At 64.1% G+C, this 24,841-nt stretch carries 27 protein-coding genes and 1 tRNA gene; 21 read left to right on the top strand and 7 right to left on the bottom strand.

The window, feature by feature from the left end:
* Positions 1-7: 7 nt before the first annotated feature.
* On the bottom strand, positions 8-598 hold the full coding sequence (locus EC912_RS02835; protein ID WP_132141606.1) for a glycine zipper 2TM domain-containing protein: 591 nt from the start codon (positions 596-598) through the stop codon (positions 8-10).
* Positions 599-732: 134 nt separating this feature from the next.
* On the opposite strand from EC912_RS02835, the gene EC912_RS02830 reads away from it, so the two are divergent.
* The 19 genes from EC912_RS02830 to EC912_RS02740 all read left to right on the top strand — a co-directional run bounded on the left by EC912_RS02830 (position 733) and on the right by EC912_RS02740 (position 17,302).
* On the top strand, positions 733-1,497 hold the full coding sequence (locus EC912_RS02830; protein ID WP_132141605.1) for a TatD family hydrolase: 765 nt from the start codon (positions 733-735) through the stop codon (positions 1,495-1,497).
* A 224-nt stretch (positions 1,498-1,721) separates the two neighbouring features.
* Positions 1,722-2,246: a MarR family winged helix-turn-helix transcriptional regulator gene (locus EC912_RS02825; protein ID WP_132141604.1), complete on the top strand. Its 525-nt coding sequence runs from the start codon at positions 1,722-1,724 to the stop codon at positions 2,244-2,246.
* Positions 2,243-3,703, top strand: coding sequence for an efflux transporter outer membrane subunit (locus EC912_RS02820; RefSeq protein ID WP_132141603.1), 1,461 nt, complete (start codon positions 2,243-2,245; stop codon positions 3,701-3,703). The genes EC912_RS02825 and EC912_RS02820 overlap by 4 nt, the downstream gene beginning before the upstream one ends.
* On the top strand, positions 3,700-4,896 hold the full coding sequence (locus EC912_RS02815; RefSeq protein ID WP_132141602.1) for an efflux RND transporter periplasmic adaptor subunit: 1,197 nt from the start codon (positions 3,700-3,702) through the stop codon (positions 4,894-4,896). The genes EC912_RS02820 and EC912_RS02815 overlap by 4 nt, the downstream gene beginning before the upstream one ends.
* Positions 4,897-4,944: 48 nt before the next feature.
* Positions 4,945-6,486 carry a DHA2 family efflux MFS transporter permease subunit gene (locus EC912_RS02810; RefSeq protein WP_428993072.1) on the top strand — a complete coding sequence of 514 codons (1,542 nt, stop codon included), beginning with the start codon at positions 4,945-4,947 and terminating at the stop codon, positions 6,484-6,486.
* Positions 6,487-6,599: 113 nt separating this feature from the next.
* A complete protein-coding gene (gene phaR, locus EC912_RS02805; RefSeq protein ID WP_132141600.1) occupies positions 6,600-7,109 on the top strand; it encodes a polyhydroxyalkanoate synthesis repressor PhaR in 510 nt (169 codons plus the stop codon).
* A 96-nt stretch (positions 7,110-7,205) separates the two neighbouring features.
* Positions 7,206-8,573 (top strand): FAD-dependent oxidoreductase, encoded by a 1,368-nt coding sequence (locus tag EC912_RS02800; protein ID WP_132141599.1) that lies wholly within the window; start codon positions 7,206-7,208, stop codon positions 8,571-8,573.
* Between the two features lie 60 nt (positions 8,574-8,633).
* Positions 8,634-9,269 carry a cytochrome c biogenesis heme-transporting ATPase CcmA gene (ccmA, locus tag EC912_RS02795; RefSeq protein ID WP_132141598.1) on the top strand — a complete coding sequence of 212 codons (636 nt, stop codon included), beginning with the start codon at positions 8,634-8,636 and terminating at the stop codon, positions 9,267-9,269.
* Entirely contained in the window at positions 9,266-9,952 is a 687-nt protein-coding gene (gene ccmB / locus EC912_RS02790; RefSeq protein WP_132141597.1) for a heme exporter protein CcmB, read from the top strand. The genes ccmA and ccmB overlap by 4 nt, the downstream gene beginning before the upstream one ends.
* Positions 9,953-10,015: 63 nt before the next feature.
* Positions 10,016-10,780 carry a heme ABC transporter permease gene (locus EC912_RS02785; protein WP_132141596.1) on the top strand — a complete coding sequence of 255 codons (765 nt, stop codon included), beginning with the start codon at positions 10,016-10,018 and terminating at the stop codon, positions 10,778-10,780.
* Complete coding sequence (gene ccmD, locus EC912_RS02780) at positions 10,777-10,959, top strand: heme exporter protein CcmD (RefSeq protein ID WP_132141595.1); 183 nt, start codon at positions 10,777-10,779, stop codon at positions 10,957-10,959. The genes EC912_RS02785 and ccmD overlap by 4 nt, the downstream gene beginning before the upstream one ends.
* Positions 10,956-11,423, top strand: a complete 468-nt coding sequence (ccmE, locus tag EC912_RS02775) for a cytochrome c maturation protein CcmE (RefSeq protein WP_132141594.1) — start codon at positions 10,956-10,958, stop codon at positions 11,421-11,423. Before ccmD ends, ccmE begins: the two co-directional genes overlap by 4 nt.
* Positions 11,420-13,402: a heme lyase CcmF/NrfE family subunit gene (locus EC912_RS02770; protein WP_132141593.1), complete on the top strand. Its 1,983-nt coding sequence runs from the start codon at positions 11,420-11,422 to the stop codon at positions 13,400-13,402. The genes ccmE and EC912_RS02770 overlap by 4 nt, the downstream gene beginning before the upstream one ends.
* Positions 13,399-13,941 (top strand): DsbE family thiol:disulfide interchange protein, encoded by a 543-nt coding sequence (locus EC912_RS02765; RefSeq protein ID WP_132141592.1) that lies wholly within the window; start codon positions 13,399-13,401, stop codon positions 13,939-13,941. The genes EC912_RS02770 and EC912_RS02765 overlap by 4 nt, the downstream gene beginning before the upstream one ends.
* Positions 13,941-14,384 (top strand): cytochrome c-type biogenesis protein, encoded by a 444-nt coding sequence (locus tag EC912_RS02760; protein WP_132141591.1) that lies wholly within the window; start codon positions 13,941-13,943, stop codon positions 14,382-14,384. The genes EC912_RS02765 and EC912_RS02760 overlap by 1 nt, the downstream gene beginning before the upstream one ends.
* Positions 14,381-15,424 (top strand): tetratricopeptide repeat protein, encoded by a 1,044-nt coding sequence (locus tag EC912_RS02755; RefSeq protein ID WP_132141590.1) that lies wholly within the window; start codon positions 14,381-14,383, stop codon positions 15,422-15,424. Before EC912_RS02760 ends, EC912_RS02755 begins: the two co-directional genes overlap by 4 nt.
* A gap of 8 nt (positions 15,425-15,432) precedes the next feature.
* Positions 15,433-16,542 carry a homoserine O-acetyltransferase MetX gene (metX, locus tag EC912_RS02750; RefSeq protein ID WP_132141589.1) on the top strand — a complete coding sequence of 370 codons (1,110 nt, stop codon included), beginning with the start codon at positions 15,433-15,435 and terminating at the stop codon, positions 16,540-16,542.
* Positions 16,543-16,613: 71 nt separating this feature from the next.
* Positions 16,614-17,192: a cysteine dioxygenase family protein gene (locus EC912_RS02745; RefSeq protein WP_132141588.1), complete on the top strand. Its 579-nt coding sequence runs from the start codon at positions 16,614-16,616 to the stop codon at positions 17,190-17,192.
* A 23-nt stretch (positions 17,193-17,215) separates the two neighbouring features.
* Positions 17,216-17,302 (top strand) — tRNA-Leu (locus tag EC912_RS02740).
* A gap of 156 nt (positions 17,303-17,458) precedes the next feature.
* Here EC912_RS02740 and EC912_RS02735 read toward each other — a convergent pair.
* From EC912_RS02735 to EC912_RS02725, 3 genes are all read right to left on the bottom strand, one after another.
* Entirely contained in the window at positions 17,459-18,472 is a 1,014-nt protein-coding gene (locus EC912_RS02735) for a hypothetical protein (protein ID WP_132141587.1), read from the bottom strand.
* 117 nt (positions 18,473-18,589) lie between these two features.
* On the bottom strand, positions 18,590-19,090 hold the full coding sequence (locus EC912_RS19580) for an addiction module antidote protein (RefSeq protein ID WP_243649138.1): 501 nt from the start codon (positions 19,088-19,090) through the stop codon (positions 18,590-18,592).
* A 71-nt stretch (positions 19,091-19,161) separates the two neighbouring features.
* Positions 19,162-19,446 carry a type II toxin-antitoxin system RelE/ParE family toxin gene (locus tag EC912_RS02725; RefSeq protein ID WP_132141877.1) on the bottom strand — a complete coding sequence of 95 codons (285 nt, stop codon included), beginning with the start codon at positions 19,444-19,446 and terminating at the stop codon, positions 19,162-19,164.
* 183 nt (positions 19,447-19,629) lie between these two features.
* On the opposite strand from EC912_RS02725, the gene EC912_RS02720 reads away from it, so the two are divergent.
* Entirely contained in the window at positions 19,630-19,887 is a 258-nt protein-coding gene (locus tag EC912_RS02720; RefSeq protein WP_132141586.1) for a MoaD/ThiS family protein, read from the top strand.
* 18 nt (positions 19,888-19,905) lie between these two features.
* On the opposite strand, the gene EC912_RS02715 is transcribed toward EC912_RS02720, so the two are convergent.
* From EC912_RS02715 to EC912_RS02705, 3 genes are all read right to left on the bottom strand, one after another.
* The gene (locus EC912_RS02715; RefSeq protein ID WP_132141585.1) at positions 19,906-20,280 is read right to left on the bottom strand and encodes a hypothetical protein; all 375 of its coding nucleotides are present in this window, start codon (positions 20,278-20,280) and stop codon (positions 19,906-19,908) included.
* Positions 20,281-20,289: 9 nt separating this feature from the next.
* The gene (locus EC912_RS02710; RefSeq protein ID WP_243649108.1) at positions 20,290-21,537 is read right to left on the bottom strand and encodes a molybdopterin-dependent oxidoreductase; all 1,248 of its coding nucleotides are present in this window, start codon (positions 21,535-21,537) and stop codon (positions 20,290-20,292) included.
* A 90-nt stretch (positions 21,538-21,627) separates the two neighbouring features.
* Positions 21,628-23,580, bottom strand: a complete 1,953-nt coding sequence (locus EC912_RS02705) for a formylglycine-generating enzyme family protein (RefSeq protein WP_132141583.1) — start codon at positions 23,578-23,580, stop codon at positions 21,628-21,630.
* A gap of 124 nt (positions 23,581-23,704) precedes the next feature.
* Between EC912_RS02705 and EC912_RS02700 the strand changes: the two genes are divergently transcribed.
* Positions 23,705-24,823 carry a ribonuclease D gene (locus EC912_RS02700; protein ID WP_132141582.1) on the top strand — a complete coding sequence of 373 codons (1,119 nt, stop codon included), beginning with the start codon at positions 23,705-23,707 and terminating at the stop codon, positions 24,821-24,823.
* The last annotated feature ends 18 nt before the right edge of the window (positions 24,824-24,841 follow it).

Below are 24,841 nucleotides of genomic sequence, written 5' to 3'. Positions count from 1 at the left end.
TGAATGATTAATGACGAGCGTCGGAAACCGCGATGACACCTTCCTGGATTTCAACGCGATCGCCCGGGTCGTGATCCATGCGCACCGTACGGGTAACGCCGTTGTATTCGTACTTCACGTCATAAGCAACGACGCGCTGCTCGGTGCTGCCCGGCACGTTCGTGCAACGACGGCGGGTGCTCGAAACGGTATTGTTTTCCTGGCGGTTCTGCTGAATCTCGTGACCGGCGTAGCCACCACCGACCGCACCGGCGACCGTGGCCAGCGTACGGCCCTTGCCGCCGCCGATCTGGTTACCCAGAAGGCCACCGGCGACCGCGCCGATCGCCGTACCGGCGATCTGGTGCTGATCCTTGACCGGGGCGCGGGTGGTGACGACTTCGTCATGACATTCCTGGCGCGGAGCACTTGCGGCTTCGCGAATCGGGTCGACGGCCACAACACGGCCATACTTGGGGCCTGCGGCGGCGGCCGAGGTCGAACCCATGGAGCCACCAACGCCCGCATCGGCACTCGCTTCACGGTTGCAGGCCGAAAGGCCGAACACCATGGCGGCGCCAAGACCCACATTCAGCGCGGAAATCATCAACCTGCTCATACCCTTAACTCCTGACTGGCGACTTCGATGGCGCGATGGCGTCATCTCCCGGAAGTCGTACACAATCTATTTGACAGTCAATAAACTGAACGACGCCTTAGATTGTTCTCAATCCGCCTCCCGCCGCCGGTCCCATGCCTGAACTGATCGATACCCACGCCCATCTGGACGACGCGAGCTTCGATGCGGATCGCAACGCTATGTTCAGCCGCGCGCGTGAAGCCGGCGTGCGCCGGCAGATCGTCCCCGGCATCGATCGCGCATCCTGGCCACGTATCGAAGCGCTCTGCGCGGACCAATCCGGCGTTTATCCGGCATACGGCCTCCACCCGCTTTTCCTCGACGCGCATCGCGATACGCACCTGGACGATCTGCCGGGCTGGTTGCGCGAGCGCAAAGCTGTCGCCGTCGGCGAAATCGGCCTGGACTTCTATGTGGAAGATCTCGATCCCGACCGCCAGCGACGTTTCTTTCGCGAACAACTGGAGATCGCCCGCGAGGTCGACCTGCCAGTCATCCTGCATGCGCGCCGTGCGGTCGAAGAAGTTACCCAGGCCCTGAAGAAGGCCGGCGATCTTCGTGGCGTGGTTCACAGTTTTTCCGGCAGCGAAGAGCAGGCCCGGCATTTGTGGAAGCTGGGATTCCACCTGGGCATCGGCGGCCCGGTGACTTACGAACGCGCCCATCGCCTGCGCGGCATCGTCGCCAGCATGCCGATCGAGTTCCTGCTATTGGAGACCGATGCGCCGGATCAGCCGTGCGCGCATCGGCGCGGGCAGCGCAATGAGCCGGCGTTCATGCTGGATGTTCTGGAGACTGTCGCCGGGTTGCGAGGCGAGACGGTCGAATATGTCGCCGAATGCACGACGGCGAATGCAATCCGTCTTTTCCAGCTGTAACGCGCTTTCTTGTAGGAGCCCGCCTGCGGGCGAAAGCCAACAGGGCGAGGAAGACGGATGCTCACATCCGCGAGCCCGATGTTCTGGCTGCGGATGTCACGCACAGCATCGCCGCCTCGTTGGCTTTCGCCCGCAGGCGGGCTCCTACAAGAAAGCGGGCCCTTGCCTGTCTTGCTGGATAGTTGTTAACCTAATAGTTCACCAGCTAACTATTCGCCGATGAAATGCCATCACTGAAGCCTTGCGTCGACGCTATCTACGAAGGTGTCGATCGCGTCTCCGAGAACATCCCCGGATTGCCACGCTGCGAGGTCACCCTTGCCCGCCTGCTGCTGCTCGTGGGAGGCGCCGTACTGCACGACCTCGAAGGCCAGCTGAAGCCGCACGGCATGAACGACAGCGATTTCCGTGCGCTGATGATGCTGTTCGCCAGCGCGGAAGGCAGCGCCACACCCGGCGAACTCTGCGCACTGGCCGAACAAAGCCCCACGAACATGACGCGCATCGCCAACGCGCTGGTGAAGCGCGAATTCATTACCCGCGCCCAGGCGGTGGAAGATCGCCGGCAGGTCGTACTGCGCATCACGCCCACGGGACGGCGCTTCGTGAAGAAGTTGCTGCCGACCATGTTTCCGGCGGTCCTTCATGCTTTCTCATGCTTCAGCACGACCGAGCGCAAGACGCTGGAAACGTTGCTGAAGAAGCTGGCCCTGCACCTCGATCAGACGAACCCGGACGAGCGTTCATGAAACTTTCTTTTCCACCACGCACGCTGGTCGCGGTAGCGCTGGCGACCGCACTCGCGGCCTGCTCCATTCCCGCGAAACTCGATCGCCCGACGCTGCGCGACGAAGCCCCGCTGGCCGGCCTGCAAACGGCCAACCGGCCCGGCTGGCCCGCCGCCGACTGGTGGCGCGTCTACAACGATCCGCAGCTGGATCAGCTGATCGAGCTTGCGCTACGCAGTTCTCCGGATCTTGCGCAGGCGAAATCGCGCGTGGATAGCGCGCAACAGAACATCCGCGTCGCCGCTTCCCAGGCTGGCCTGCGCATCGACGGCAGCGCGCAGGTCGCGCGTCAACGCATGAGCGAGAACGGACTCATCCCGTCGAAGTTCCTCGGCTTCACCTGGTACAACCAGTCCGATCTGGGCATCCAGGTCCAGTACGACTTCGACTGGTGGGGCAAGAAGCGCGGCGCGATCGAAGGCGCGATCGATCAGGCACGCGCGGCCGAAGCCCAGCGCAGCGCCGCTTCGCTTGCCATTCAGAGCTCAGTGGCCGACACCTACTTCGGCTGGCTGGCCGATGAGGCTCGCGTCGGACTCGCCGATGAACTGGTGGCTGCGCGCGAGCGCGCCCTGCGTATCGCCGAACTGCGCGTGCGTCAGGGCGTGGACGTTCCCGATACGGTGCAGCAGGCGCAGGCCGAACTCGCGGGCGCACGCCAGCAGCGCGTCGCCTTGCAGGGTTCGGCGAATATTCGCCATGCCGCGCTGGCCACGCTCGCCGGCGTGGCACCGGCCGATCTTCCCGATCTCCAGCCGCGAGCCCTTCCCGACGTGGCGCCAGGCCTGCCGGCAAATGTCGGCGTCGACCTGATCGCACGCCGTCCCGATATCGCCGCCAGCCGCTGGCAGATCGAGGCCGCGCTCAAACAGACCGACGTGGCGCGCGCCCAGTACTTTCCCGATGTGAGCCTCACCGCCATGGCCGGCCTGTCGAGCATCGACATGGACAAGGTCTTCAGCGCCAGCAGCCGCACCTTCGGCCTCACGCCGGCCATTCACCTGCCGATTTTCGAAGGCGGTGCACTGGAAGCCAACTACGGCGTCAGCAAGGCCCAGCTGGATGCAGCCGTCGCGCAGTACAACGCCACTGTGGTCGCCGCCGCGCGCGACGTCGCCACGCAGGCGCTCGGCGCCGAGCAGATCGCGGCACGTCGCGAGCAACAGGCCCATCAGGTCGGCGCGGTCCGCACGCTGCTGTCCAGCGCGAAGGCGCGCGCCGTGCAAGGCGTGCGCGACGATCGCGAACAGCTGGCCACGCAGGCGCAACTGCTCGACCAGCGCGACGCGGACGTCGAACTGCATGGGCAGGCCTTGTCCACCGATGTCAGCCTGATCAAATCGCTCGGCGGCGGTTATCGCAACGACGCCAACCTTCCCTCTTCCACGAATCGCACGAACGGAGCCACCACCCCATGAGCGCCACAGCTTCCGATAAGCCGCTCGACAACGACAGCGGCAATGCCCCCAAAGACACGGGTAAGCGTCGGCGCGCACTGGTCATCGCGCTGCTGGTCTTCGTGCTTGCCGCGGTAACGTGGTTCCTGCTCTGGCTGTTCGTGTTTTCCACACGCGAAACCACCGACGACGCATATGTCGGCGGCAACCAGGTTGGTATCTCGGCACAGGTTCCAGGCATCGTCACCGGCGTGTTCGCCGACGACACCCAGCTGGTAAAAGCCGGCCAATTGCTGGTGAAGCTCGACGCGACCGATGCCGATGTCGCGATGCGCCGCGCCAGCAGCGCGCTGGCCCAGGCCGTGCGTCAGGTTCGTCAGCAGACCCAGTCGGCCGCCAGTGCCGATGCCGCGGTCTCCGCGCGCGCGCTCGATCTGAAACGCGCCGAGCAGGATCTGAAACGCCGCATTCCGCTGCTGGCCGAAAAGGCCGTCGCGCCGGAAGAAGTGCAGCACGCCCGCGACGCGGTCGACAGCGCACGCTCCGCACTCGAAGCCGCGCAGCGTCAGGCCGATGCCGCCAGCGCCCTCATCGATGGCAGCGAAGTCGCCGACAATCCGGCGGTGGAGCAGGCTCGCGCCTCGTTCCGTCAGGCCTGGGTCGCCGCGCAGCGCAATGCGATCGTCGCGCCTGTCGACGGCTATGTCGCACAGCGCAGCGTGCAGGTTGGCAACAGCGTGCAGCCGGGCCAGCAGCTGATGACCGTCGTGCCGCTGCATAACCTGTGGGTCGATGCGAACTTCAAGGAAAGCCAGCTGCGTCACGTACGCATCGGCCAGCCGGCGAAGGTCGAAGCCGATATCTACGGCGGCGGGGTCGAATTTCACGGTCACGTCGTCGGCCTCGGCGCCGGCACGGGTAGTGCGTTCTCGCTGTTGCCCGCGCAGAACGCAACAGGCAACTGGATCAAGGTCGTGCAGCGCGTTCCCGTGCGCATCGCCATCGACAACGACGATCTGGACAAGCACCCGCTGCGCGTGGGCCTGTCGACCAACGTCACGGTGACTATCACGGACACCTCGGGCGAAGTACTTGCCCGTACGCCGAACGACAAAGCCGTGGCACAGACCACCGTCTACGACGACGTCGCCGCGAAGGCCGACGCCGCCGCCGACGCCATCGTGAAAGCCAATCTCGGCGCACCGAAGATCTAATCGCAGCATTTACGGAAGCCGCCCGCCCCCATGGCCACCGAACCCGTCATGTCCGACGCACCGCCGCTCAAACCCCTGAGCGGCGCACCGCTCGTCCTGCTCACGATCGCCGTCGCTTTCTCCACATTCATGGAGATTCTCGACATGACGATCGTGAACGTCGCCGTGCCGCACATCGCGGGCAGTCTCGGCGTCAGTTCCAGCGAAGGCACATGGGCGATCAGCTCGTACGCGCTCGCCAGCGCGATCATGCAGCCGCTGACCGGTTGGCTGGCCAAGCGCTTCGGCGAAGTGAAAACCTTCTGTTTCTCCGTCGCGCTGTTCGTCGGCTTCTCGATGCTGTGCGGACTGGCCACGAGCATGCCGATGCTGGTGATCTTCCGCCTGTTGCAGGGCGCGGGCTCGGGACCGATGGTGGCGTTGTCGCTGTCGCTGCTGCTGTCCAGTTATCCAAAAACAAAACAAGGCATCGCACTGGCCATGTGGGCGATGACCGTCGTGGTCGCACCGATTTTCGGTCCGATTCTCGGTGGCTGGCTCACGGACAATTTCTCGTGGCCGTGGATTTTCTACATCAACGTGCCGGTCGGTGCGATCGCGGGTGTGATCACCTGGGGCATCCTCAAAAATCGCGAGACGAAGATCATCCGCGCACCCATCGATACGGTCGGCCTGTTCCTGCTCATCGTCGGCGTGGGCTGCCTCCAGTTCATGCTGGACAACGGCAACGACCACGACTGGTTTTCCTCGCCGCTGATCCTCACCCTCGGCCTGATCGCGCTGGTCGCACTCGTGTTCCTGGTTATCTGGGAGCTGACCGCGAAATATCCGGTGGTCGACCTTTCGCTGTTCAGCCGGCGCAATTTTTCCATCGGCGTCACCGCGCTATCGCTGGGCATGCTGGCCTTCTTCGGCATCAACGTCGTATTTCCGCTGTGGCTGCAGACGACGCTGGGCTATACCGCGACCTGGGCGGGTCTGGCGACCGCGCCGGTCGGCATCCTCGCGTTCGTCGTATCCCCCTTCATCGGCAAGAACATCCAGCGGCTGGAACTGCGCGCGGTGGTGACTTTCGCCTTCATCGTGTTCGCGTTCACGTCGTTCTGGTTCGCCAGCTTCAATAGCCAGGCCTCGTTCGCCAGCCTCGTGCTGCCGCGCTTCATCATGGGCATCGCGATCGCCTGCTTCTTTATTCCGCTCAACCAGATCTTCCTGTCCGGGCTGCAACCCAATCAGATCGCGGGGGCGTCGGGGCTGGCCAATTTCTGCCGGACCCTCGCTTCGAGCATTTCGACCGCGCTGACCGTCACCCTCTGGCAGCACCGCAGCGAATACCACCACGCGGTGCTTACCGAGCACGTCTCGCCGGGCTCTCCGGCCGCCACCCAGTTCATCCAGCAGCTTCAGGGCATGGGGATCGGGGGCAAGCCCGGCCTGGCCGTAGTGGACCAGTTGGTCACCCGGGAGGCGATGACGCTGGCGGTCAACGACGTTTTCTGGGGCTGCGCGATCCTGTTCCTGGCCCTGATTCCGATCCTGTGGTTCGCCCGGCCACCCTTCGGCAACGCCGGCGGTGCCGCCGGGCATTGACGCCAACGACGCCCGGTTGGATCGATTCAGGGACTGGTTCGCGCATTCCCGAAATAAATCCCGTGCCTTAGGACAACTGGTGCGGCGCAATACCTCGTGGTAGTTTCTGCCGCATGGCACAAACCCTTCGCATCATTAAGAAGTATCCGAACCGTCGTCTGTACGACACGGAGATCTCCAGCTACATCACGCTGGAAGAGGTCCGCCAGCTCGTGCTCGATGGAGAAACGTTCGAGGTTCGCGACGCCAAGTCGGGGGAAGACCTCACCCGCTCGGTGCTGTTGCAGATCATCGCGGAACACGAGGAGCACGGTCAGCCGATGCTCTCGCCGCAGCTGCTGTCGCACATCATCCGTTTCTACGGCGATTCGCTGCAGGGCTTCATGGGGCCCTATCTGGAGCGCAGCCTGCAGGTCTTCCTCGACCAGCAGCAGCAGTTCCGCAACCAGCTGAACAGCCTGATGGGCCAGACCCCCTGGTCGATGCTCAACGAGATGACCGAGCGCAATCTCGACGTCTGGAAGTCGATGCAGCGAGGCTTCCTCGACGCCGCGACCCAGAAGCCGGAGCCAGCGCCGGCCGCCGCACGTCCGGCGCCCAAGGGCGGCAAGAAGCAAGGTTGATCGACCCGGCCGTCGCGGCCCTGCGGTCGCGACGGCGCTGCGGCGCAAGATGCGCTGCCCTGCAATAATCCCGCCGACTTTCCAGGGTGCCGGTCCATGGCTCGTAAAGACATCGTCGTCGTCGGCGCCGGACTGGTCGGCTCCCTGATCGCTACCCTGCTATCGCAGCGCGGCTTCCGCGTTACGGTTTTCGAGAAACGCCCCGACCCGCGCCGCGCGGGCTTCCAGGGCGGACGCTCGATCAACCTGGCCCTGGCCGAACGCGGGCTCCACGCCCTGCGCGCCACGGGCCTCGCCGAGGATGTCCTGGCTCAGGCCGTGATGATGCGCGGCCGGATGGTGCATGACCGCGATGGCGGCGGCAGCAATCTCCAGCGCTACGGCGTCGACGACAGCGAAGTGATCTGGTCGGTCTCCCGGGGCGGACTGAATACGCTGATGCTCGACGCGGCCGAGGCCGCCGGTGCCACCGTGCATTTCGACCAGGGACTGGCCGATGCCGACTTCGACGCCGGACACATCGTCCTGCGCGATGACGCCGGGAACGAACGCCGGGTTGATGCCGCGACGATTATCGGCGCGGACGGCGCCGGTTCCGCGCTGCGCACGGCGATGCACGCGCATACGCCGCTGGGCGAACGCGTCGAAGAACTGGGGCATGGCTACAAGGAGCTGGAAATTCCTCCCGGCGCCGATGCCAGCCAGCCTTTCGCGATCGAACGGCACGCCCTGCATATCTGGCCACGTGGCGGCTACATGTGCATCGCGCTGCCCAACCGCGAAGGCAGCTTTACCGTCACGCTGTTCCTGCCTAACGCGGGTGCCTATCCCAGCTTCGCGACGCTTCCGGATATCGCCGCGGCCGAAACGCTGTTCCGCACCGAGTTTCCCGACGCGCTGGCACTGATGCCGGACTTCGCCGCCGATTACGCGGCGCATCCCGTCGGCATGCTGGCCACGCTCTATCTCGACCGCTGGCACATCGGCGGCAAGGCGCTGCTGATCGGCGATGCCGCCCATGCCATCGTGCCGTTCCACGGTCAGGGCATGAACTGCGGTTTCGAGGATGCCGCCGAACTGGCGGACCTGTTCGCCGCCCAGCCGGACGACCCGGCCGACGTGTACGCCGAATTCCAGCGCCGCCGCAAACCCAATGCGGACGCCATTGCCGCGATGGCACTCGAAAATTACATCGAGATGCGCGATTCCGTGGCCGACCCGCACTACCTGCGCAAGCGCGCATTGGGCGGGCTGCTGGCCGAGCGGGCGCCGGAGCACTACATGCCGCGCTATCGCATGGTCACGTTCACGCACCTGCCGTACCTGTACGCCTTGGAGCGCGGCCGCGCGCAGGACATGCTGGTGGAGCAACTGCTGAAGGGGCATGACGATGTAGCAGGCGTGAATCTCGACGCCGCCGTGACGACGCTGCGCGCGACCTTGCCGCCACTTCCGAAGCTCTGATTGCCCGCGCGACGCGCGGTCGCATGGACAATACCCGTGCCGCCACGGACAATGCGCCGGATGCGCGCAGCCGAATCCGCCAACGTCCTTATCGAAGCCCGAGCGCTGACTTATTCGCGTCAGGACGAGGTGGTGTTCGGGCCGATCGATTTCGCGATCCATGCGGGCGATATCGCGCTGATCGAAGGCGATAACGGCAGTGGCAAGACCACGCTGATGCGCATCCTGACCGGCATGCTGCATACCGACGAAGGCGAACTGATTTTCGAAGGCGCGCCGTATACGCGCGACACGACCGCGGGCGCCATTGTCTTCCTCGGCCATCACCTCGGACTGAAGCTCGATCTCTCGGCGCGCGAGAACCTGCACGTCGCGGAAGGCCTGTACGGCCGTCGCGACGGTGCGGACCCACTCGGCGTCCTGACCTCCGTCGGCCTCGCCGGTTACGAGGACGAACCCGTCCAGCGACTCTCGGCCGGCCAGAAAAAACGAGCGGCCCTCGCCCGCCTGCTGCTGGTTCCCGCACGCGTCTGGCTGCTGGACGAGCCTTACGCCAACCTCGACCGCGACGGCATCGCGCTGGTCAACCGGCTGCTTGGCGAGCATGCCGCCCGTGGCGGCGCCGCGCTGGTGACCAGCCACGGCGCGGTCAGCTTCGCCGGCGACGAACCCCGCCGTATCCGGTTGCACGCGTGACGCCCGGCAGCACGTCCGCCGCCTGCGCCGCGCTGTTCCGGCGCGATCTCACGCTGGCCTGGCGTCGCCGGGGCGATATCGCCATGCCGGTGCTCTACGCCGTCATCGTGACCACGCTGTTTCCGTTCGCGCTGGGACCGGAGGCCGCCTTGCTGGCGCGGATCTCCGGCGGCGTGGTGCTGGTGACCGTGCTGCTGGCGATCCTGCTGGCGCTGGACTCGCTGTTCCGCTCCGACATCGACGACGGTTCGCTGGAACAGCTGATGCTCGCGCCCCAACCGCTGGCCCTGCTGCTTGGCGTGAAAATCCTCGCGCACTGGCTGACCGCGGCGGCGCCCCTCATCGTCGTCGCGCCGGTGCTGGCGAGCATGCTGCGGATGCCGGCCAACGTCATTCCCGCGCTGATTGCCGCACTGGTCCTGGCCACGCCGCTCCTGAGCCTGCTGGGCGCGGTGCTGGTGGCCCTGACGGCCGGAACAAGGCGCTCTGGTATGCTTCTGGCGCTTATGTTGCTGCCCTTGTGCGTGCCGGTGGTCATTTTCGCCGCCGGTGCCGTGGCAGCCGCACAGGAAGGATTGCCGTGGGTGGCGCCGATTGCCTGGCTGGGTGCCGCGCTGGCTCTCGCGCTGGTTCTGGCGCCCATGGCATGCGCGGCCGCCCTGCGCATCGCGATGGACGCATGAAGTATTGGCGCCGTACGCACGCCGCGAGTGAATTCGCGAACGCACGAACTTTGACGAGAACACATGGCTAACTGGGTTCCCCTCTGGCTGCACAAGTTAGGCTCGCCACCGATTTTCTACCGCTTCGCGGGCGTCGTGCGCCCGTGGGCGCTTGCACTGGCCATCCTTGCCGCGCTGGCCGCTCTTTACGGTGGGCTGGTCCTTGCGCCGGCCGACTACCAGCAGGGCGATGCGTACCGCATCATTTTCATCCACGTGCCCAGTGCATGGATGAGCCTGTTCATCTATGGCGCGATGGCCGTGGCCGCCTTCGTCGGACTGGTCTGGCGGATCAAGATCGCCGAGGTCGTCGCGATGGAGTCGGCGCCGATCGGTGCCGCGTTCACCTTCATCACCCTCGTCACCGGTTCCCTCTGGGGCAAACCGATGTGGGGTACGTGGTGGACCTGGGACGCCCGCCTTACGTCCGAACTGGTGCTGCTGTTCCTGTACCTGGGCGTCATCGGCCTGTACCACTCGTTCGAGGATCGTCGCCAGGGCGCGCGCGCCGCTTCGTTCCTCGCGCTGATCGGCATCGTCAACGTGCCCATCGTGCATTTCTCGGTGAACTGGTGGAACACGCTGCACCAGGGCTCCACCGTGCGCATCCTCGGCCCGTCGCATATCGAGATGAGTATGCTGTGGCCTCTGCTGACCATGATGCTGGCGACCAAGCTCTATTACATCGCCAGCCTGTTCGCGCGCGTGCGCGCGGACCTGATCGCTACCGAAAGCGGCAAGGACTGGGTGCGCGCCATTGCGCTCGCCGAAAACGGCGATCGCCCATGAGCCAGTTCTTCGCCATGGGCGGCTATGCGTTCTACGTATGGGTGTCCTTCGCCGTCTTCTTCATCGTGCTGCTGGTGGACGCCCTCGCGCCACTGGTACGCCGTCGCCGTAACCTGCGCGAGCTACGCGCGCGCATGGCGCGCTCCGATGCGCGCCGCCGTCCCGGATCCAACGCATGAACCCGACCCGCAAACGCCGCATGACCATCGTGATTTCGGTGGTCGCCGCCGCTGTCGTGGCCGTAAGCCTTACGGTCTTCGCCCTGCAGCAAAACATGAACTACCTGTTTACCCCGAGCCAGGTGCAGGGCGGACAGGCCACCCAGTACCAGACTTTCCGCCTCGGCGGCATGGTCAAGTCCGGATCGATCCAGCGATCCAGCGACAGCCTTAAAGTCAGCTTCATCGTCATCGACGCGGGCGGCGCCATGCCCGTGGAGTACACCGGCATTCTTCCGGACCTGTTCCGCGACAACCAGTCGGTGATCGCCAGCGGCCGCATGGACGGCGCGCGCTTCATCGCCAGCGAGGTCCTCGCCAAGCACGACGAGACCTATATGCCGAAGGAACTGAAGGACGCGATGGCGAAGGCGCACGAGAACAAGAAGATCGACGAAGCGGCCGCGAAGGACCCCGTCCAGTGATCCCCGAACTCGGCCAGTTCGCCCTCATTCTGGCGCTATTGCTCGCCATTGCGCAGGGCATCCTGCCGATCGTGGGCGCATGGCGCGGCAACGCGGCACTGATGGCCGTGGCCCGTCCCGCCGCCGCGGGTCAGGCGGTGTTCGTCACCGCGGCCATGGCCATCCTGATCTGGGCCTTCCTGAGTTTCGACTTCTCGGTGGCCTTCGTGGCCGACAACTCGAACCTCGCCCTCCCCTGGTATTACCGCGTCACGGCGGTTTGGGGCGCGCACGAAGGGTCGATGCTGCTCTGGGTATTTATCCTGAACGTCTGGACGGTCGCGCTCGCCGCGCTGAGCCGCCACCTGCCGCAGCCGTTCGTCGCGCGCGTGCTCGGTGTGCTCGGCCTGCTCGGCGTCGGCTTCCTCGCCTTCATCGTGTTCACGTCGAATCCGTTCATGCGCGAACTGCCGATGCCCGCCGACGGCGGCGATCTGAATCCGGTACTGCAAGACCCGGGCATGACCTTCCATCCGCCCGTGCTGTACATGGGTTATGTCGGCTTCTCGGTCGCCTTTGCGTTCTCCATCGCCGCGCTGCTCGGCGGCGAACTGGAACAGGCATGGGTGCGCTGGGCGCGCCCATGGACCAACGTGGCATGGGCATTCCTCACGGGCGGCATCGTCGCCGGTAGCTGGTGGGCGTACGCCGAACTCGGCTGGGGCGGCTGGTGGTTCTGGGACCCGGTCGAAAACGCATCCTTCATGCCGTGGCTGGTCGGCGTCGCACTGATCCACGCACAGGCGATCACGGAGAAACGTGGCTCGCTGCCCGCATGGACGATCCTGCTTTCGCTGTTCGCGTTCTCGCTCTCGCTGCTCGGCACCTTCCTCGTGCGCTCGGGCGTACTGACTTCCGTGCATGCCTTCGCGTCCGATCCGCGTCGCGGCCTGTACATCCTCGGTTTTCTAATCGTGGTGATCGGCGGTTCGCTGCTGCTCTACGCCATCCGTGCGCCGAAGGTCGCCGGCGGCAAAGCATTCGCCGTGGTCTCGCGCGAAACGGCGATCATGATCGCCAACCTGCTGTTCGCCACGTCGGCCGCCATGGTGCTGCTCGGCACGCTGTTCCCGCTGATCGGCGACGCGCTGAATATCGGCAAGGTTTCCGTCGGCCCGCCCTACTTCGGTTTTCTTTTCGTACTGCTGATGGCGCCGGTGGTGCTGTTGCTGCCGTTCGGACCGTATCTGCGCTGGGGTCGCGCCGATGGCAAATCGCTGGCCACCGTCGCGGCGCGTGCCGGTATTGCCGCCGTGATCTGCGCCGTGGCCGCCTGGTACTTCGCCGACGGCAAGCTGCGCGCGGTCGCCGGCGTCGCCGGAGCCGCATGGGTGGCCGTGGGCACGTTGTCCTACGTCGCGAAACGCTGGCGGGAAATGCCGCGCGGCCGCCGCTTCCCGGCCGAAATGGCGGGCATGCTGTTCGCGCATTTCGGCGTCGCCGTGTTTCTCATGGGTGTGATGCTTTCCGAATCGCTGAGCGTCGAGCGCGATACGCGCCTCGCCCCGGGACAGACCGAAACCATCGGCGGCTACGCTTTCCGCTTCGACGGCGTGCAGGAAACGACCGGACCGAACTGGCGCGGCGACCAGGGCATCGTCACCGTGATGCAGAACGGCGAAACGGTCCACGTGATGCATCCGCAGAAACGCATCTACACGCGTGGTCAGGTACAGACCGAATCGTCCATCGACGCGGGGATTTTCCGTGACCTCTACGTGGCACTCGGCGAGCCGATGGATGCCGCGAACGTCGAAGGGCCGTGGGCACTGCGCGTCTATTACAAACCCTTCATCCGCTGGATCTGGCTGGGCGGCCTGCTCATGACGCTGGGTGGTTTCGTCACCGCGGGCGAACGTCGCTTCCGCGCGAAGCGCGTCGCCGCCAGCGAAACGCCGACCGAACCCGCACCCGCCGTTGGGAAGGCTACCGTCGCATGAGCCGCTTGCTTCCGCTCCTGGCGTTCCTGCTGCTGGCCAGTCTGTTCGGCTTCGGTATCTGGTGGAACACGCAACACGACCAGCACGAAATCGTTTCGCCGCTGATCAACCAGCCCGCACCGGATTTCCAGTTGCCTGTCCTCGGCGACGACGCGCGCAAGGTCGGCAAGGCTTCGCTGCTCGGCAAGCCTTACCTGCTGAATATCTTCGGCAGCTGGTGCATCGAATGCGTGCACGAGCATCCCATGCTGATGACCGATGCGAAGACGCTGGGCATCGCCCTTGTCGGCTACAACTACAAGGACGAGCCGGACGCGGCCAACGCGTGGATCGCCGAACACGGGAATCCGTTCGACGTGATCGTGGCCGATCGCGACGGCAGGCAGGCGCTGGACTTCGGTGTCTACGGTGCCCCCGAAACGTTTCTGATCGATGCGAAAGGCTTCATTCGCTACAAGCACGTGGGTCCGCTCACGCCCGACGTGATGACGACGGAGCTGAAGCCCGCTGTCGAAGCGCTGGCGAAGGAATCGCCCTGATGCGCCGCCTGCTCGCCCTGCTGGTTTTCGCGCTGGCCATCGGTGCGTGCTTCGCGCAGGCCATCCAGCCGCTGCCGTTTCGCGATCGCGCCGAGGAAGTCCGCTTCCAGAAACTCAGCGCGGAACTGCGCTGCCCGATGTGCCAGAACGAAACGCTGGCCGATTCGAATGCACCCATCGCGCACGATCTGCGTCGACAGATTTTCGACCTGATGCAGGCCGGCAAGAGCGACGAGGAGATCAAGTCGTATCTGGTCCAGCGCTACTCCGACTTCGTGCTTTACCAACCGCCGGTGAAACCCGGCACATGGCTGCTGTGGTTCGGTCCGGGCGTCGTCCTGCTCGCCGGTGCCGTCGTGGTCGCCCTGCAGGTGCGCCGCCGTAGCCGCAACGCGACGAACAACAACGTCGCGACGACCGCCGATAACGAGGACGACTGGTGAAGTTCGCTTTTTATGCCGCCGCGGCGGTCATGCTGGTCATCGCACTCGCGCTGCTCCTCGTTCCGCTTATTCGTCAGGGTCGCCAGAGCGGCCGCTCGCGCGGCGTGTTCGCGATCGTGCTCGCCATCGCCTTCGTCGTGCCGCTTGGCGCAATCGGCCTGTACGCGCTTGTCGGTACACCCGCGACGCTGGGCGGCGTCGAGAAGCCCGCGCAGATCAGTATTCCCCAGGCCATCGCCGAGCTGCGCCAGCGTCTGGCCGAACAGCCCGGCGACGTGCAGGGCTGGCTGCTGCTGGGCCAGACCTACGGCATGCTGAAGCAGCCCTCGGATGCACGCGATGCCTACGATGGCGCACTGAAAGCCGATGCGAACAACACGGTCGCCATGGTTGGCTGGGCCGAAGCCGATTCGCTGGTCCGTCCCGATCACCGTATCGACGGCCGCTCGCGCGAACTGCTCGAACGTGCCGTCGCCGCCGATCCGCAAAGTCAGCGCGGTCTCTGGCTGCTTGGTATCAGCAATTTCCAGATGGGTCGCTATGCCGAGGCGTCGGCCCTCTGGAAGAAGCTGCAACCGATGCTCGATCCGGACTCGGGCGTGGCCCAGGCCGTCGCCGAGCAGATCGCGCAGGCGGATGCCCGTGCCGGTGGCGCGACGGCACCGGCCGCCAGTACGTCTTCCAACACGTCTTCGCGCGCGCAGTTACACGTCGAAGTCGCGCTTGCTCCCGCGCTGAAAGCGAAGCTCGCACCGGGCGACACGCTCTACATTTTCGCCCGTGCGGAAAACGGACCGCCGATGCCACTGGCCGTAGCGAAGCTCCCGGCCGCATCCCTGCCCGCTTCCGTCACGTTGACCGACGGCATGGGTATGACGCCGCAGTTCACGCTATCGTCCGCGCCGCGCGTTTTTGTCGCGGCACGGATCAGCCGTAACGGACAGGCCATCGCACAAACCGGCGATCTGGAAGGCGACGCAGGCGTTGTCGACACGGCACGCACCGAACCGGTCAAGATCGTCATCGACCGCACACACTAAGGACGACCATGGGCGACGCGCGACGTTATCACCAGCTGTCTTCGCCCTTCCCGATGAAGCGCGGCGGAGCACTGCGCGGCGCGCGGGTGGCATACGAAACCTGGGGCGAACTCGATGCCGATCGCGCCAATGCCATCCTGATCCTTACCGGCCTGTCGCCGAGCGCGCATGCCGCTTCGAACGCCGAAGATCCCTCGCACGGCTGGTGGGAGGACATGATCGGTCCCGGCAGAGCATTCGATACCGATCGGTTCCACGTCATCTGCGTCAACTCGCTGGGCAGCGACAAGGGCTCCACCTGCCCCGCGTCGAACGATCCCGCGACGGGTGCGCCTTACCGGCTGGACTTCCCCGAACTTGCGCTAGAAGACGTTGCCAACGCGGCATATGAGGCGGTTACGGGCATGGGCATCGTGCGCCTTGCCTGTCTGGTCGGTTGCTCGATGGGCGGGATGAGCGCACTGGCTTACATGCTGCTTCACCCGAAAAGCGTGCGCACGCATATCAGTGTCGATACGGCGCCGCAGGCGCAACCCTTCGCCATCGCCATCCGCTCGCTGCAACGCGAGGCCATCCGCCTCGATCCGCACTGGAACAACGGACAGTACGACGACGCCAGTTATCCGGAACACGGGATGAGCATCGCGCGCAAACTCGGCGTGATTACCTACCGTTCCGCGATGGAATGGAACGGACGGTTCGCGCGCATCCGCCTCGAACCGGACCAGCGCGAAGAAAACGAACCGTTCGGCTTCGAGTTCCAGGTGGAGTCGTACCTGGAAGGCCACGCACGCCGTTTCAACCGCACCTTCGACCCCAACAGCTACCTGTACCTGTCCCGGGCCAGCGACTGGTTCGACATCGGCGAATACGGCGAAGGGGATGTCCTGAAAGGGCTGGCTCGCATCCATGTCGAGCAGGCGCTGGTCATCGGCGTCAGCACGGACATCCTGTTCCCCCTGGAACAGCAGGAAACGATCGCCACTGGCCTGCGGGCTTCCGGCGCGGACGTGGACTTCGTCGCGCTGGACTCGCCGCAGGGCCACGACGCCTTCCTGGTCGATATCGAGAACTACAGCCGCGCCATCGGCGGGTTTCTGGCCACCCTGAACCCATGAGGGCGGCCCGCGCCGCCTGCTGATATGATGGCCGGTGTAGCGTCACCGCTCCGTCCCACGAGGTCCTCCCCATGATCACTCTCGATTTTCCGGGCAGCAATAAACTGATCGAAGCCATCGACGCATCGGTCGCCAAGGACAGCACCCCCGCCATCACCGACACCCTGCGCAACGCGCTGTGCCGCCTGATTCGCGAGAACGAAGTACAGCTTCCGGCCTGCGTCTTCGAATCCGCCGGCGACCACTACGCCCGCCGCGAGCTTTACCGCAGCGACGAACACGGCTATAGCGTCGTGGCGATGACCTGGGGCCCCGGCCAGGGCACCCTGATCCACGACCACAGCGGCATGTGGTGCGTGGAAGGCGTCTGGAACGGCGCGCTCGAGATCGTCCAGTACGAGCTCCTGGACCACGACGACCAGCGCTACCACTTCCGCCCCGTCGGCTCGATCCAGGCCGGCCCCGGCTCTGCCGGCAGCCTGATTCCGCCGCACGAGTACCACACCATCCGCAATCCCAGCGACAACGCCATCGCGATCAGCCTGCACATCTATTCGGGCCGCATGACCCAGTGCGCGGTGTTCAACCCGGAAGGCGACGACTGGTATCTGCGCGACGAGCGTCAGCTGGGACTCGACCGCGTCCACTGATTGCCTCATAATCTGCAATCCGTGCCGAAATGGCGGAACTGGTAGACGCGACGGACTCAAAATCCGTTTCTGGCGACAGAGTGTCGGTTCGATTCCGACTTTCGGCACCAAAAGATTCAGGCCCGCTTTGCGGGCCTTTTTCTTTTCCGCTAGCCCACCGTCGCCTGGATACCCCAAATGAAGTGGAGCGGTTCGGACTGGCATATGGAAGCCACCAATCGATTTTTACAGCGTGGAGTGCGCGCTCGTCCTTGAGCGCCGGTACATCAATTCAGAAGCAGGTTGAGGGCAGCACTGATGTCCACGGTCCCGCTGCAAAATAACTTGTCAGCCTGAGACCTTGCGCACTGCGCGTTCCGGATGTTCAGACCCTCCTGGGTGTAAGTCGTCCGACGGTCCGGGAGGTCCCTGACTCCCTTGCAAGGGGGCGTCCCACCGCCCCACATGAATGGTGCCAACCAAACAACCGAAGGATCGGTGTTCATCGCATTCACGAACGCGGTGGGATCGTTGTTTGTAACGCCGGGACAATTCTCTTGAGCACCCGGAACGACAATGTACTTTTTACCGGGTACTGCCGCCTTGAAAGAGGCAAATGCACTCTTCCACTGATCGTTGTTGTATGGGTAGTAATCGAAACCAACCCAGTCGAGCAACTTCGCGCCCTGTGAAAAGTTGTCGGCGTTGCGGCTCAATATCGACGCAATAGGCAGTGATGCAGTTCGTGGGTCCTGCCGGACCGCGTTCACGGCGTTGACGAAGCTCGGGTTGGCTTGGCCATTGGTATCGGAAAGGCAAACATTCTCAATGGAATTGGGCTCGTCCACTATATAGACGGCAACCACCGTGCTGCGCACCGGGTCCCCGGGAATGAGATAGCCCTGATCCACCATCGCCTGGGAAAGCGATGCCCATGAGGCGGCAGCCGTGGGGTCATTATTCCAGCATGTGATATTTCCTGTGGCGCTGTCTCTCACAGCCTGGAAGACGAACGGGTGTGCCGGAACGATTGCGTGCACGTGCGCGGCCTTCGCCTCCGCCAGACGCGTGAGAACCCTATTCTGATTTTCGGCCCTGGCGTCCGGCGTGGTAAAGCCAGACCAGTTCTGGAGTGAATAGAGGTTGATGTGAGCCTTCATCTCGGCGAATCCGGACCCCACGTCCGTATTGGGCGCGGGAGGGTAGTCGCCACCGAAATATCCGAAGTATTTATCAGGGACAGATTGGGCACTTGCCGCGAAAGGCAGCAACATGAATGCGAGTAGCGAGATGCGCTTCATCAAACGATCAGCGCCTTGCGGCGCACGGACTTCGTCTTCATTGGGTTCCCCTTTCAGCGTTGGGCCATGGATGATCCACGGCGGCTTTGATTTGACCCCTGAGCCCCATATTGGCTATCAATGCCGAAGGAGCCGACATAGAACAGCTGACACACCACAGCCCTTCGATCTTCGCGAACGCGACAAGAACAGTCTGTAGGGCTCGACCGAGCAACTATGTAGGACTATCCCTACAACGCCATTGCAATCCAATACCGTTAAAGTCCGACTTTCGCACCAAAATAAAACGCCCCGCTGGTCAGGCGAGGCGTCGAGATTCGGCGATTGGCAAAACGTTGTCAGACGTGAGCGTGGCGTTCGTCGGAAGCCTCGACTGAAATGCGAAGTCCTACGGCACCGAATACTTTGCTGATCGTTTCGAACTTCGGTTGAGCACCCCGGACGAAGCGCCTTGTAGAGGCTCTCCCGGCCAAGACCGGCATCCTTGGCAACTTGTGCCATGCCGCGGGCTTTTGCGATGTAACCAATGGCACGAAGCATTTCGTCTGTATCGCCATCCTCGAGCACCTGTCGAATGTATTCGATGGTCGCCTCTTTGCTATCCAGGACATCAGACATATCAAATGGGATGAGTTTGCTATTCATAAATCTCTCCGGGAATTCTCCCTGGACTGCAACGTCAATGATCTTTAGCCATCCCCCCTGGCCTTTTTGATGTCGCTTTGCTGCGTTCTCTTATCACCGCCGCACAAAAGAATCACCAACTTCTTCCCGCGCACGACGTAATAAACGCGGTATCCGGCACCAACGTCTACGCGCATCTCGGAAACTCCTTCGCCAACGGGTTCCGAGTCGCCAAAGTTGCCGTGTGAGGCACGTTCAATTCGGCGGCCGATGGCGATACGCGCCTTCATATCCTTCACGCCCTTATGCCAAGCGGCGAACGTCCCTGCTTGTTTGACGGCGAACCCCATGGAATGTATCCAATCGGATACATATTGCAAGTGCGCCAGCATCATGGCTCAGGCAGCCATGCGAGCAGCCCCCTGCCTCGGCGGATTTGATCGTTAACGCGATCGCGCCTACAACGCATGTCCTATTGAGCGTGCCGCCTTGCGGGACGATGCTCGTCCCTGCGTATCGCGGGAGACAAAGGCATGAATCACGATGATTCGAGTGCATTTGGCGATGTGACCAAAAGTCCGGTCGACGGCGACACCGTGAACGACGTGCTCGAAGCCATGTTCGAAGTCTATCCAGACCTGCGCCACGAGCTGTTTCACGCTGGCATGTTGCGCGAGAACGTTTCGATCTGCCTTAACGGACAGGACACCCGTGAGCTTGCCGATGGTCTGAATACGCATGTACGCGCCGGCGACAACGTATCGACGCGGGAGCGTCCAACGCGACAGTGATACCCGGCACGAAGCCCCTCAGGGGGAACGCTTCGTGGTCGATATATCCTGTGCGGACTGCCCGGATGTCGTGCCGCCATCCGTCCCTTCCTCCGAACCGTAGACCGCGGAAAGATAGGCACCGACCAGCTTGACGTCGTCGTCGCCGATCGGCGCGCCGTAGACACGCTGCATCTTCGTCACCTCGGCGGTCCACTGCGCCTGGCTCATGCCAGGCGGTTGGTAAGCGACGTAGTCGAGCGAATGACAGATGCCGCACGTACGCGTGGCAATAGCGTAACCGGGCAACGTCGATGCACGTAGCTTTGCCGTTTCGGCAGGAAGCTTGACGTCCATCGCCGCGGCCATGCCGGCAAACGAAAAGCAAAGTACGACTATTGCAATGTTTCGCATACGCGATCCTCAAACGACGACGATGGACGTGGATTCGATCGCGTGACGCCGGTATCCGCCCGGGTTCCAGTCGGCGACGGCAGGCTGCACTTCGCCTTGCCGGTTGCTTGCGCGCACCATCAGCACTTTCGGCCCCTTGCTCGCGAAGCTGATCGGCAATCGCCATTCGCGAAAGGAATAACGCCCCAGATCCTTTCCGAGTACGGCGTTGCGCCAGCGTTTCCCGCCGTCGATGGATATCTCCACTTTTTCGATACCCGCACCGCTATCGAAAGCGATGCCCTTGAGTTCCACCGTGTGTTCCACAGGCACGGTGGCGCCGGACACCAGACTCGTAATGAAACTGCGCACAGGCAGCGTCGAGATCGGTCGGGTGCTGGCTGCGGCTGTACCGGGCGCGACGCACAGACAATCGTTGTCCGGCACGCGGTATCCCTTGGTCATATAGAACGCATCGTGGCCGTCAAATGCGCGGTCGAGTACCTCTATCTCCGACAGGTGCTTGATCCAGTACGTACCGAAGTAACCGGGAACAACGAGCTTCAGCGGATAGCCGTTTAGAAACGGTATGTCCTCGCCATTCATGCCCCAGGCCAGCAGCACCTCCGGACTGAGGGCATGTTCGATATCCAGTGCTTTGCGGAAGTCCGGTGTGCCCGGCAAGACCGCTGTATCGAGACCATTGAAGGCGACCTGCACAGCGCTGGCGGCGACTCCCGCTTTTTCCAGCACGGCTTTCAACGGCACACCGACCCAGCGGGCATTTCCCATGGCGCCGTTGGCGAGCTGCGCGCCGAATACGCGCGGTGTAGAGAAACCGCGACTATTGCCCGAACACTGATTGACGGCGACTAGTGACACCGGCTCGGCAAGCGCCTTCAGATCGGCCAGCGACAACGCCAATGGCTTGCCGACAGCCCCCTTTACCGCGAGCCGGTAGGTGGCCGGATCGATGGACCTCGGAATATTGGCGAGATGGTATCGAACGAAGAAAGCGTCGTTCGGTGTGATGGGGCCTTCGTTGAAGACGGCGAATGGCGTTTCGAGATGGGGCGGACGGGCTGTCACGCCGATCAAGGGGCGTTTTTGCGGATACTTCACCAACTGACGGGGACCGTCCGCGAAACGGATAGGTTCTTCCACGCCCGATGCTCGTATCGCCGAATGGATCAACGGGGAGCCGACCACGGCGGCGATGCCCGCTTTTTTCAGGAATGCACGCCGGGCGATGCGTAGTTCGAGTTCTTTCTCAGCCACACGCGACTCCATGTCGGGCTTGCAAACAGGCAGGCAATAATCGCCGGTTTGCCGAATGCAAAAAGCACTTTTCCATTGCGCTCGGTACCATCAAAGCTCGCGAACCACCCTGAACCCGACGCGTGCGCTGCGTGTCTGCGCATCCGCGCCTTGCCTGTAGGCGGAACGCACCATGTCCGGCGCGCTGCCCCAGGACCCGCCACGCACGACACGACGTCCACAGCCCGGATTGACCCAGGCGTCGGCGGTGCGCGGCGCGCGGACGTAGTTGTCGTGCCAGCAGTCGGCTACCCACTCGGATACGTTGCCGCCCATGTCGTACAGACCGAACGGGTTGGCGGAGAAGCTCATCACCGGTGCCGGCCCCCAGAAGCCGTCGCGATAACCGGAGAAAGCATTGCTCCAGCGCCTGCCCGATGGCGAACGGTCGCCCGAGCCCGTGAGGTTTTCGACCCGCACCGTGGGGGCACCGTCGCCCCACCAGTAACGGGATGTGCTGCCGGCGCGCAGCGTGTATTCGAACTCGGCTTCGCTGACCAGGCGATAACGCTTGCCCGTGCGCTTCGACAGCCAGTCGGCATACGCGGCCGCGTCGTTCCACGACACGTTCACCACGGGCAGCTTGTCCTGGCCCGGCCGACCCGCGTAATCGTCCTGCCAGGTGGCCGCCGAATCGTCGCGCAGACCGCCGCTCTGTTCGTCGTAGATGCTACCGCCCTGCAACGACTGCGACTGCGGTACGTAACCGCTGGCGCGGACGAAGTCGCGGAACTGCCCGATCGTGATCGCACTGCGCGCCAGTGCGAATCCTTTGGCAACCTCGACATCGTGCAACGGCGATTCGTTCGCGTCGTGCCCGCGCTCGCCATCGGGCGAACCCATCAGGAACGTACCGGTCGGCACCACGACCATCGCCGGCGCCTGCCCCGTGCTGTCCACGAAGCGATCGGCGAAGACCTGCCCGGGTTTGTAGCTGGCGTAGAGCTTCGCGTTGGTCATCCGTTCGTTGAATTCGTCGATGCCGCCGAGATCCGGACTGACCTGCTGCGCTTTGCCGGCCAGCTGCTGCGCCAGTTCGATATTGCCGGAGTCGAGCGCGGAACGCGCCTGCGTAAGCATGGCCGCGCCGCTTTGCCGGCGCATGCCTTCGATGCGGCCACGTGTGTCCTGCAACGCCTGCGAATCCGGCTGGATGGTTGCCGCTTCGGCCAGTGCCGTATCGGCTGCCGTGAAATCGTTCTGCGCCACGGCCGCGAGCGCGCGGTCGAGCACCGCACGCTGCACCTGAATCACGCCCTGCACCGCCACGGCGTTTTCCGGATCGATGGTGAGGACCTGCCGGTAGACGTCCAGCGCGCTTTCACCCTGCGGCGCGTCCGCCTTGCCCTGTTGCAACAGCGTGGCCGCCTTGCCCAGCAAGGGACGGACGCGTTCGAGGATCGCCAGTTTCTGCTGCAAGGGAGCCATGTCCGTTGCGCTGGATGGCAAGGGCTTCAGGGCCGCCAGCGAATCGCGTGCCGCGTCGGCGTCGCCCAGGGCGATGTCCTGTTCGATTTCGGCGACGAGACGGGCGCGTACCTCATCCAGGCCCCCGGTGGCCCGCTGGCTGTCGCCATTGTCCTTGAGAGCCGCAAGATAGAGCGAGGCGGCGCTGTCCTTGCCGCCAACGAGACGGTCGGCCGCAAGCGCCTTGTCCGCGCGGTCGAGCAGCGCGGTCATTTCGGGCGAATCGGGCGTCTTCTGGTCCGGAAGCGGCGTTTCGGGCGTTTTGTCCTTGCGGCGAGCGGCAATCACTGCCGCCGACGCCAGCATCAGCGGCGGTCCCGCGTCCACTTCCGACACCATCTGCGCGCCGCCCTGGGGGCGCTGGTCGAAGCCCATCGTGGTGGTGGCGCCCCGTAGCGGCGCTCCCGTGACCTGCTGGTGCGGCTGGACATGCATCAGGCCGGGAAAGAAGTGATAGAACAGCGCAAACGCAAGCACGGCAACGCCTAGCGTACCGCCGATGGTGCGCTGTCGACGGACGGTCTCGGTACTGGGCATGGTGGGCTGTTCCGTGCGGGCCTGCTATCGTGCGACGCCCACCTTAGGCAATCGCGCAGCACAGGGCAACACGTACGAGCCCGTTGCATCGCGATGCCACGCAAGAATCTGTAAGGACAACTGCATGTCTTCAAGCGACATCGTGCCCACGGCTCCCTGGATCGACCGACGCGAACCGCTCGACGAATGGCTGTCCCCCGTCCCGCCCGGCGCCGTCGTAGGACTGGATACCGAGTTCATGCGGCGCAATACGTTCTATCCGCAGCTTGCTTTGTTGCAGCTGGCGTTCGACGAACGTTACGCGCTGATCGATCCGGTGGCTTTTCCCCTTGGCGATTCGCTGAAGCGCGCGCTGGCCGACCAGCCCGTCGTCACGGTGATGCACAGCGCCGGCGAAGACCTGGAAGCGCTCTCGCCCGCGCTGCCCGATGGCCCGCATACGCTTTTCGATACGCAGATCGCCGCCGCTTTCGTCGGCATGGGGTTGGGCATCAGCTATCGCGCCCTGGTCGCCGACCTGGTGGGCGACGAACTCGACAAGGGCGAAACACGCTCCGACTGGCTGCAGCGCCCGCTTACCGAATCCCAGAAACTCTACGCCACGCTGGATGTGGTCCATCTCCATCCGGTGCACGCCATCCTCGCCGAACGTCTTGCCACGCGCGATCGCGCGGCATGGCACGCGGAAGACTGTGCCCGCCTGAAAGCCCGCGCCAGCCATCGCGACGGCGAACCGCAGCCGCAGCGCGCGTTCAAGGGTTCCAGCGAATGGAGTCCCGACAAGCAGGCGCTACTGCGCCGCGTGCTGCGCTGGCGCGACACCACGGCACGCACGCTGGACCGGCCGCGGCCGTGGCTGGTGGAAGACGCGCAGGCCGCCAATCTCGTCTACGAGCTGCCCCGCAGCCTCGCCGACCTCGAGGCGCGTACGCGCGGACAACGTTCCCTGCGAGCGCCGCAACGCCAGGAACTGTTCGATCTGATCGTCCGTCCGGTCACGCCCGAGGAAATCGAAACCACCGCACCGATCCCGGGTCATCCGGTCGGCGAGGACAAACGCGCCCTCGCGGCGATGAAGCAGGTGATCGATACGTTGGCCACCAGCCTCGACCTGCCGCCCGGCCTGCTTTGCGCCCGCCGCTCGATGGAGGAATACGTCGTCAGCCGGCAATGGCCCGAATCGCTGGAAGGCTGGCGTCGCGGCGTACTTCACGAGCGCCTGTCCGCCCTGCTTCCCGATTGATTGGAACATTGATCGGGG

It is taken from the genome of Luteibacter rhizovicinus, assembly GCF_004342265.1.
In the GTDB taxonomy this organism is placed as follows: domain Bacteria; phylum Pseudomonadota; class Gammaproteobacteria; order Xanthomonadales; family Rhodanobacteraceae; genus Luteibacter; species Luteibacter rhizovicinus_B.
This window is presented reverse-complemented; position numbering and strand designations above follow the sequence as displayed.

What these genes read in the sequence shown, in the direction of transcription:
- EC912_RS02835 (WP_132141606.1), bottom strand. Translation starts at nt 598, where the DNA reads ATGAGCAGGTTGATGATTTCCGCGCTGAATGTGGGTCTTGGCGCCGCC.
- EC912_RS02830 (WP_132141605.1), top strand. Translation starts at nt 733, where the DNA reads ATGCCTGAACTGATCGATACCCACGCCCATCTGGACGACGCGAGCTTC.
- EC912_RS02825 (WP_132141604.1), top strand. Translation starts at nt 1,722, where the DNA reads ATGCCATCACTGAAGCCTTGCGTCGACGCTATCTACGAAGGTGTCGAT.
- EC912_RS02820 (WP_132141603.1), top strand. Translation starts at nt 2,243, where the DNA reads ATGAAACTTTCTTTTCCACCACGCACGCTGGTCGCGGTAGCGCTGGCG.
- EC912_RS02815 (WP_132141602.1), top strand. Translation starts at nt 3,700, where the DNA reads ATGAGCGCCACAGCTTCCGATAAGCCGCTCGACAACGACAGCGGCAAT.
- EC912_RS02810 (WP_428993072.1), top strand. Translation starts at nt 4,945, where the DNA reads ATGTCCGACGCACCGCCGCTCAAACCCCTGAGCGGCGCACCGCTCGTC.
- phaR (WP_132141600.1), top strand. Translation starts at nt 6,600, where the DNA reads ATGGCACAAACCCTTCGCATCATTAAGAAGTATCCGAACCGTCGTCTG.
- EC912_RS02800 (WP_132141599.1), top strand. Translation starts at nt 7,206, where the DNA reads ATGGCTCGTAAAGACATCGTCGTCGTCGGCGCCGGACTGGTCGGCTCC.
- ccmA (WP_132141598.1), top strand. Translation starts at nt 8,634, where the DNA reads ATGCGCGCAGCCGAATCCGCCAACGTCCTTATCGAAGCCCGAGCGCTG.
- EC912_RS02785 (WP_132141596.1), top strand. Translation starts at nt 10,016, where the DNA reads ATGGCTAACTGGGTTCCCCTCTGGCTGCACAAGTTAGGCTCGCCACCG.
- ccmD (WP_132141595.1), top strand. Translation starts at nt 10,777, where the DNA reads ATGAGCCAGTTCTTCGCCATGGGCGGCTATGCGTTCTACGTATGGGTG.
- ccmE (WP_132141594.1), top strand. Translation starts at nt 10,956, where the DNA reads ATGAACCCGACCCGCAAACGCCGCATGACCATCGTGATTTCGGTGGTC.
- EC912_RS02765 (WP_132141592.1), top strand. Translation starts at nt 13,399, where the DNA reads ATGAGCCGCTTGCTTCCGCTCCTGGCGTTCCTGCTGCTGGCCAGTCTG.
- EC912_RS02760 (WP_132141591.1), top strand. Translation starts at nt 13,941, where the DNA reads ATGCGCCGCCTGCTCGCCCTGCTGGTTTTCGCGCTGGCCATCGGTGCG.
- metX (WP_132141589.1), top strand. Translation starts at nt 15,433, where the DNA reads ATGGGCGACGCGCGACGTTATCACCAGCTGTCTTCGCCCTTCCCGATG.
- EC912_RS02745 (WP_132141588.1), top strand. Translation starts at nt 16,614, where the DNA reads ATGATCACTCTCGATTTTCCGGGCAGCAATAAACTGATCGAAGCCATC.
- EC912_RS02735 (WP_132141587.1), bottom strand. Translation starts at nt 18,472, where the DNA reads ATGAAGCGCATCTCGCTACTCGCATTCATGTTGCTGCCTTTCGCGGCA.
- EC912_RS19580 (WP_243649138.1), bottom strand. Translation starts at nt 19,090, where the DNA reads ATGTCTGATGTCCTGGATAGCAAAGAGGCGACCATCGAATACATTCGA.
- EC912_RS02725 (WP_132141877.1), bottom strand. Translation starts at nt 19,446, where the DNA reads ATGGGGTTCGCCGTCAAACAAGCAGGGACGTTCGCCGCTTGGCATAAG.
- EC912_RS02720 (WP_132141586.1), top strand. Translation starts at nt 19,630, where the DNA reads ATGAATCACGATGATTCGAGTGCATTTGGCGATGTGACCAAAAGTCCG.
- EC912_RS02715 (WP_132141585.1), bottom strand. Translation starts at nt 20,280, where the DNA reads ATGCGAAACATTGCAATAGTCGTACTTTGCTTTTCGTTTGCCGGCATG.
- EC912_RS02705 (WP_132141583.1), bottom strand. Translation starts at nt 23,580, where the DNA reads ATGCCCAGTACCGAGACCGTCCGTCGACAGCGCACCATCGGCGGTACG.
- EC912_RS02700 (WP_132141582.1), top strand. Translation starts at nt 23,705, where the DNA reads ATGTCTTCAAGCGACATCGTGCCCACGGCTCCCTGGATCGACCGACGC.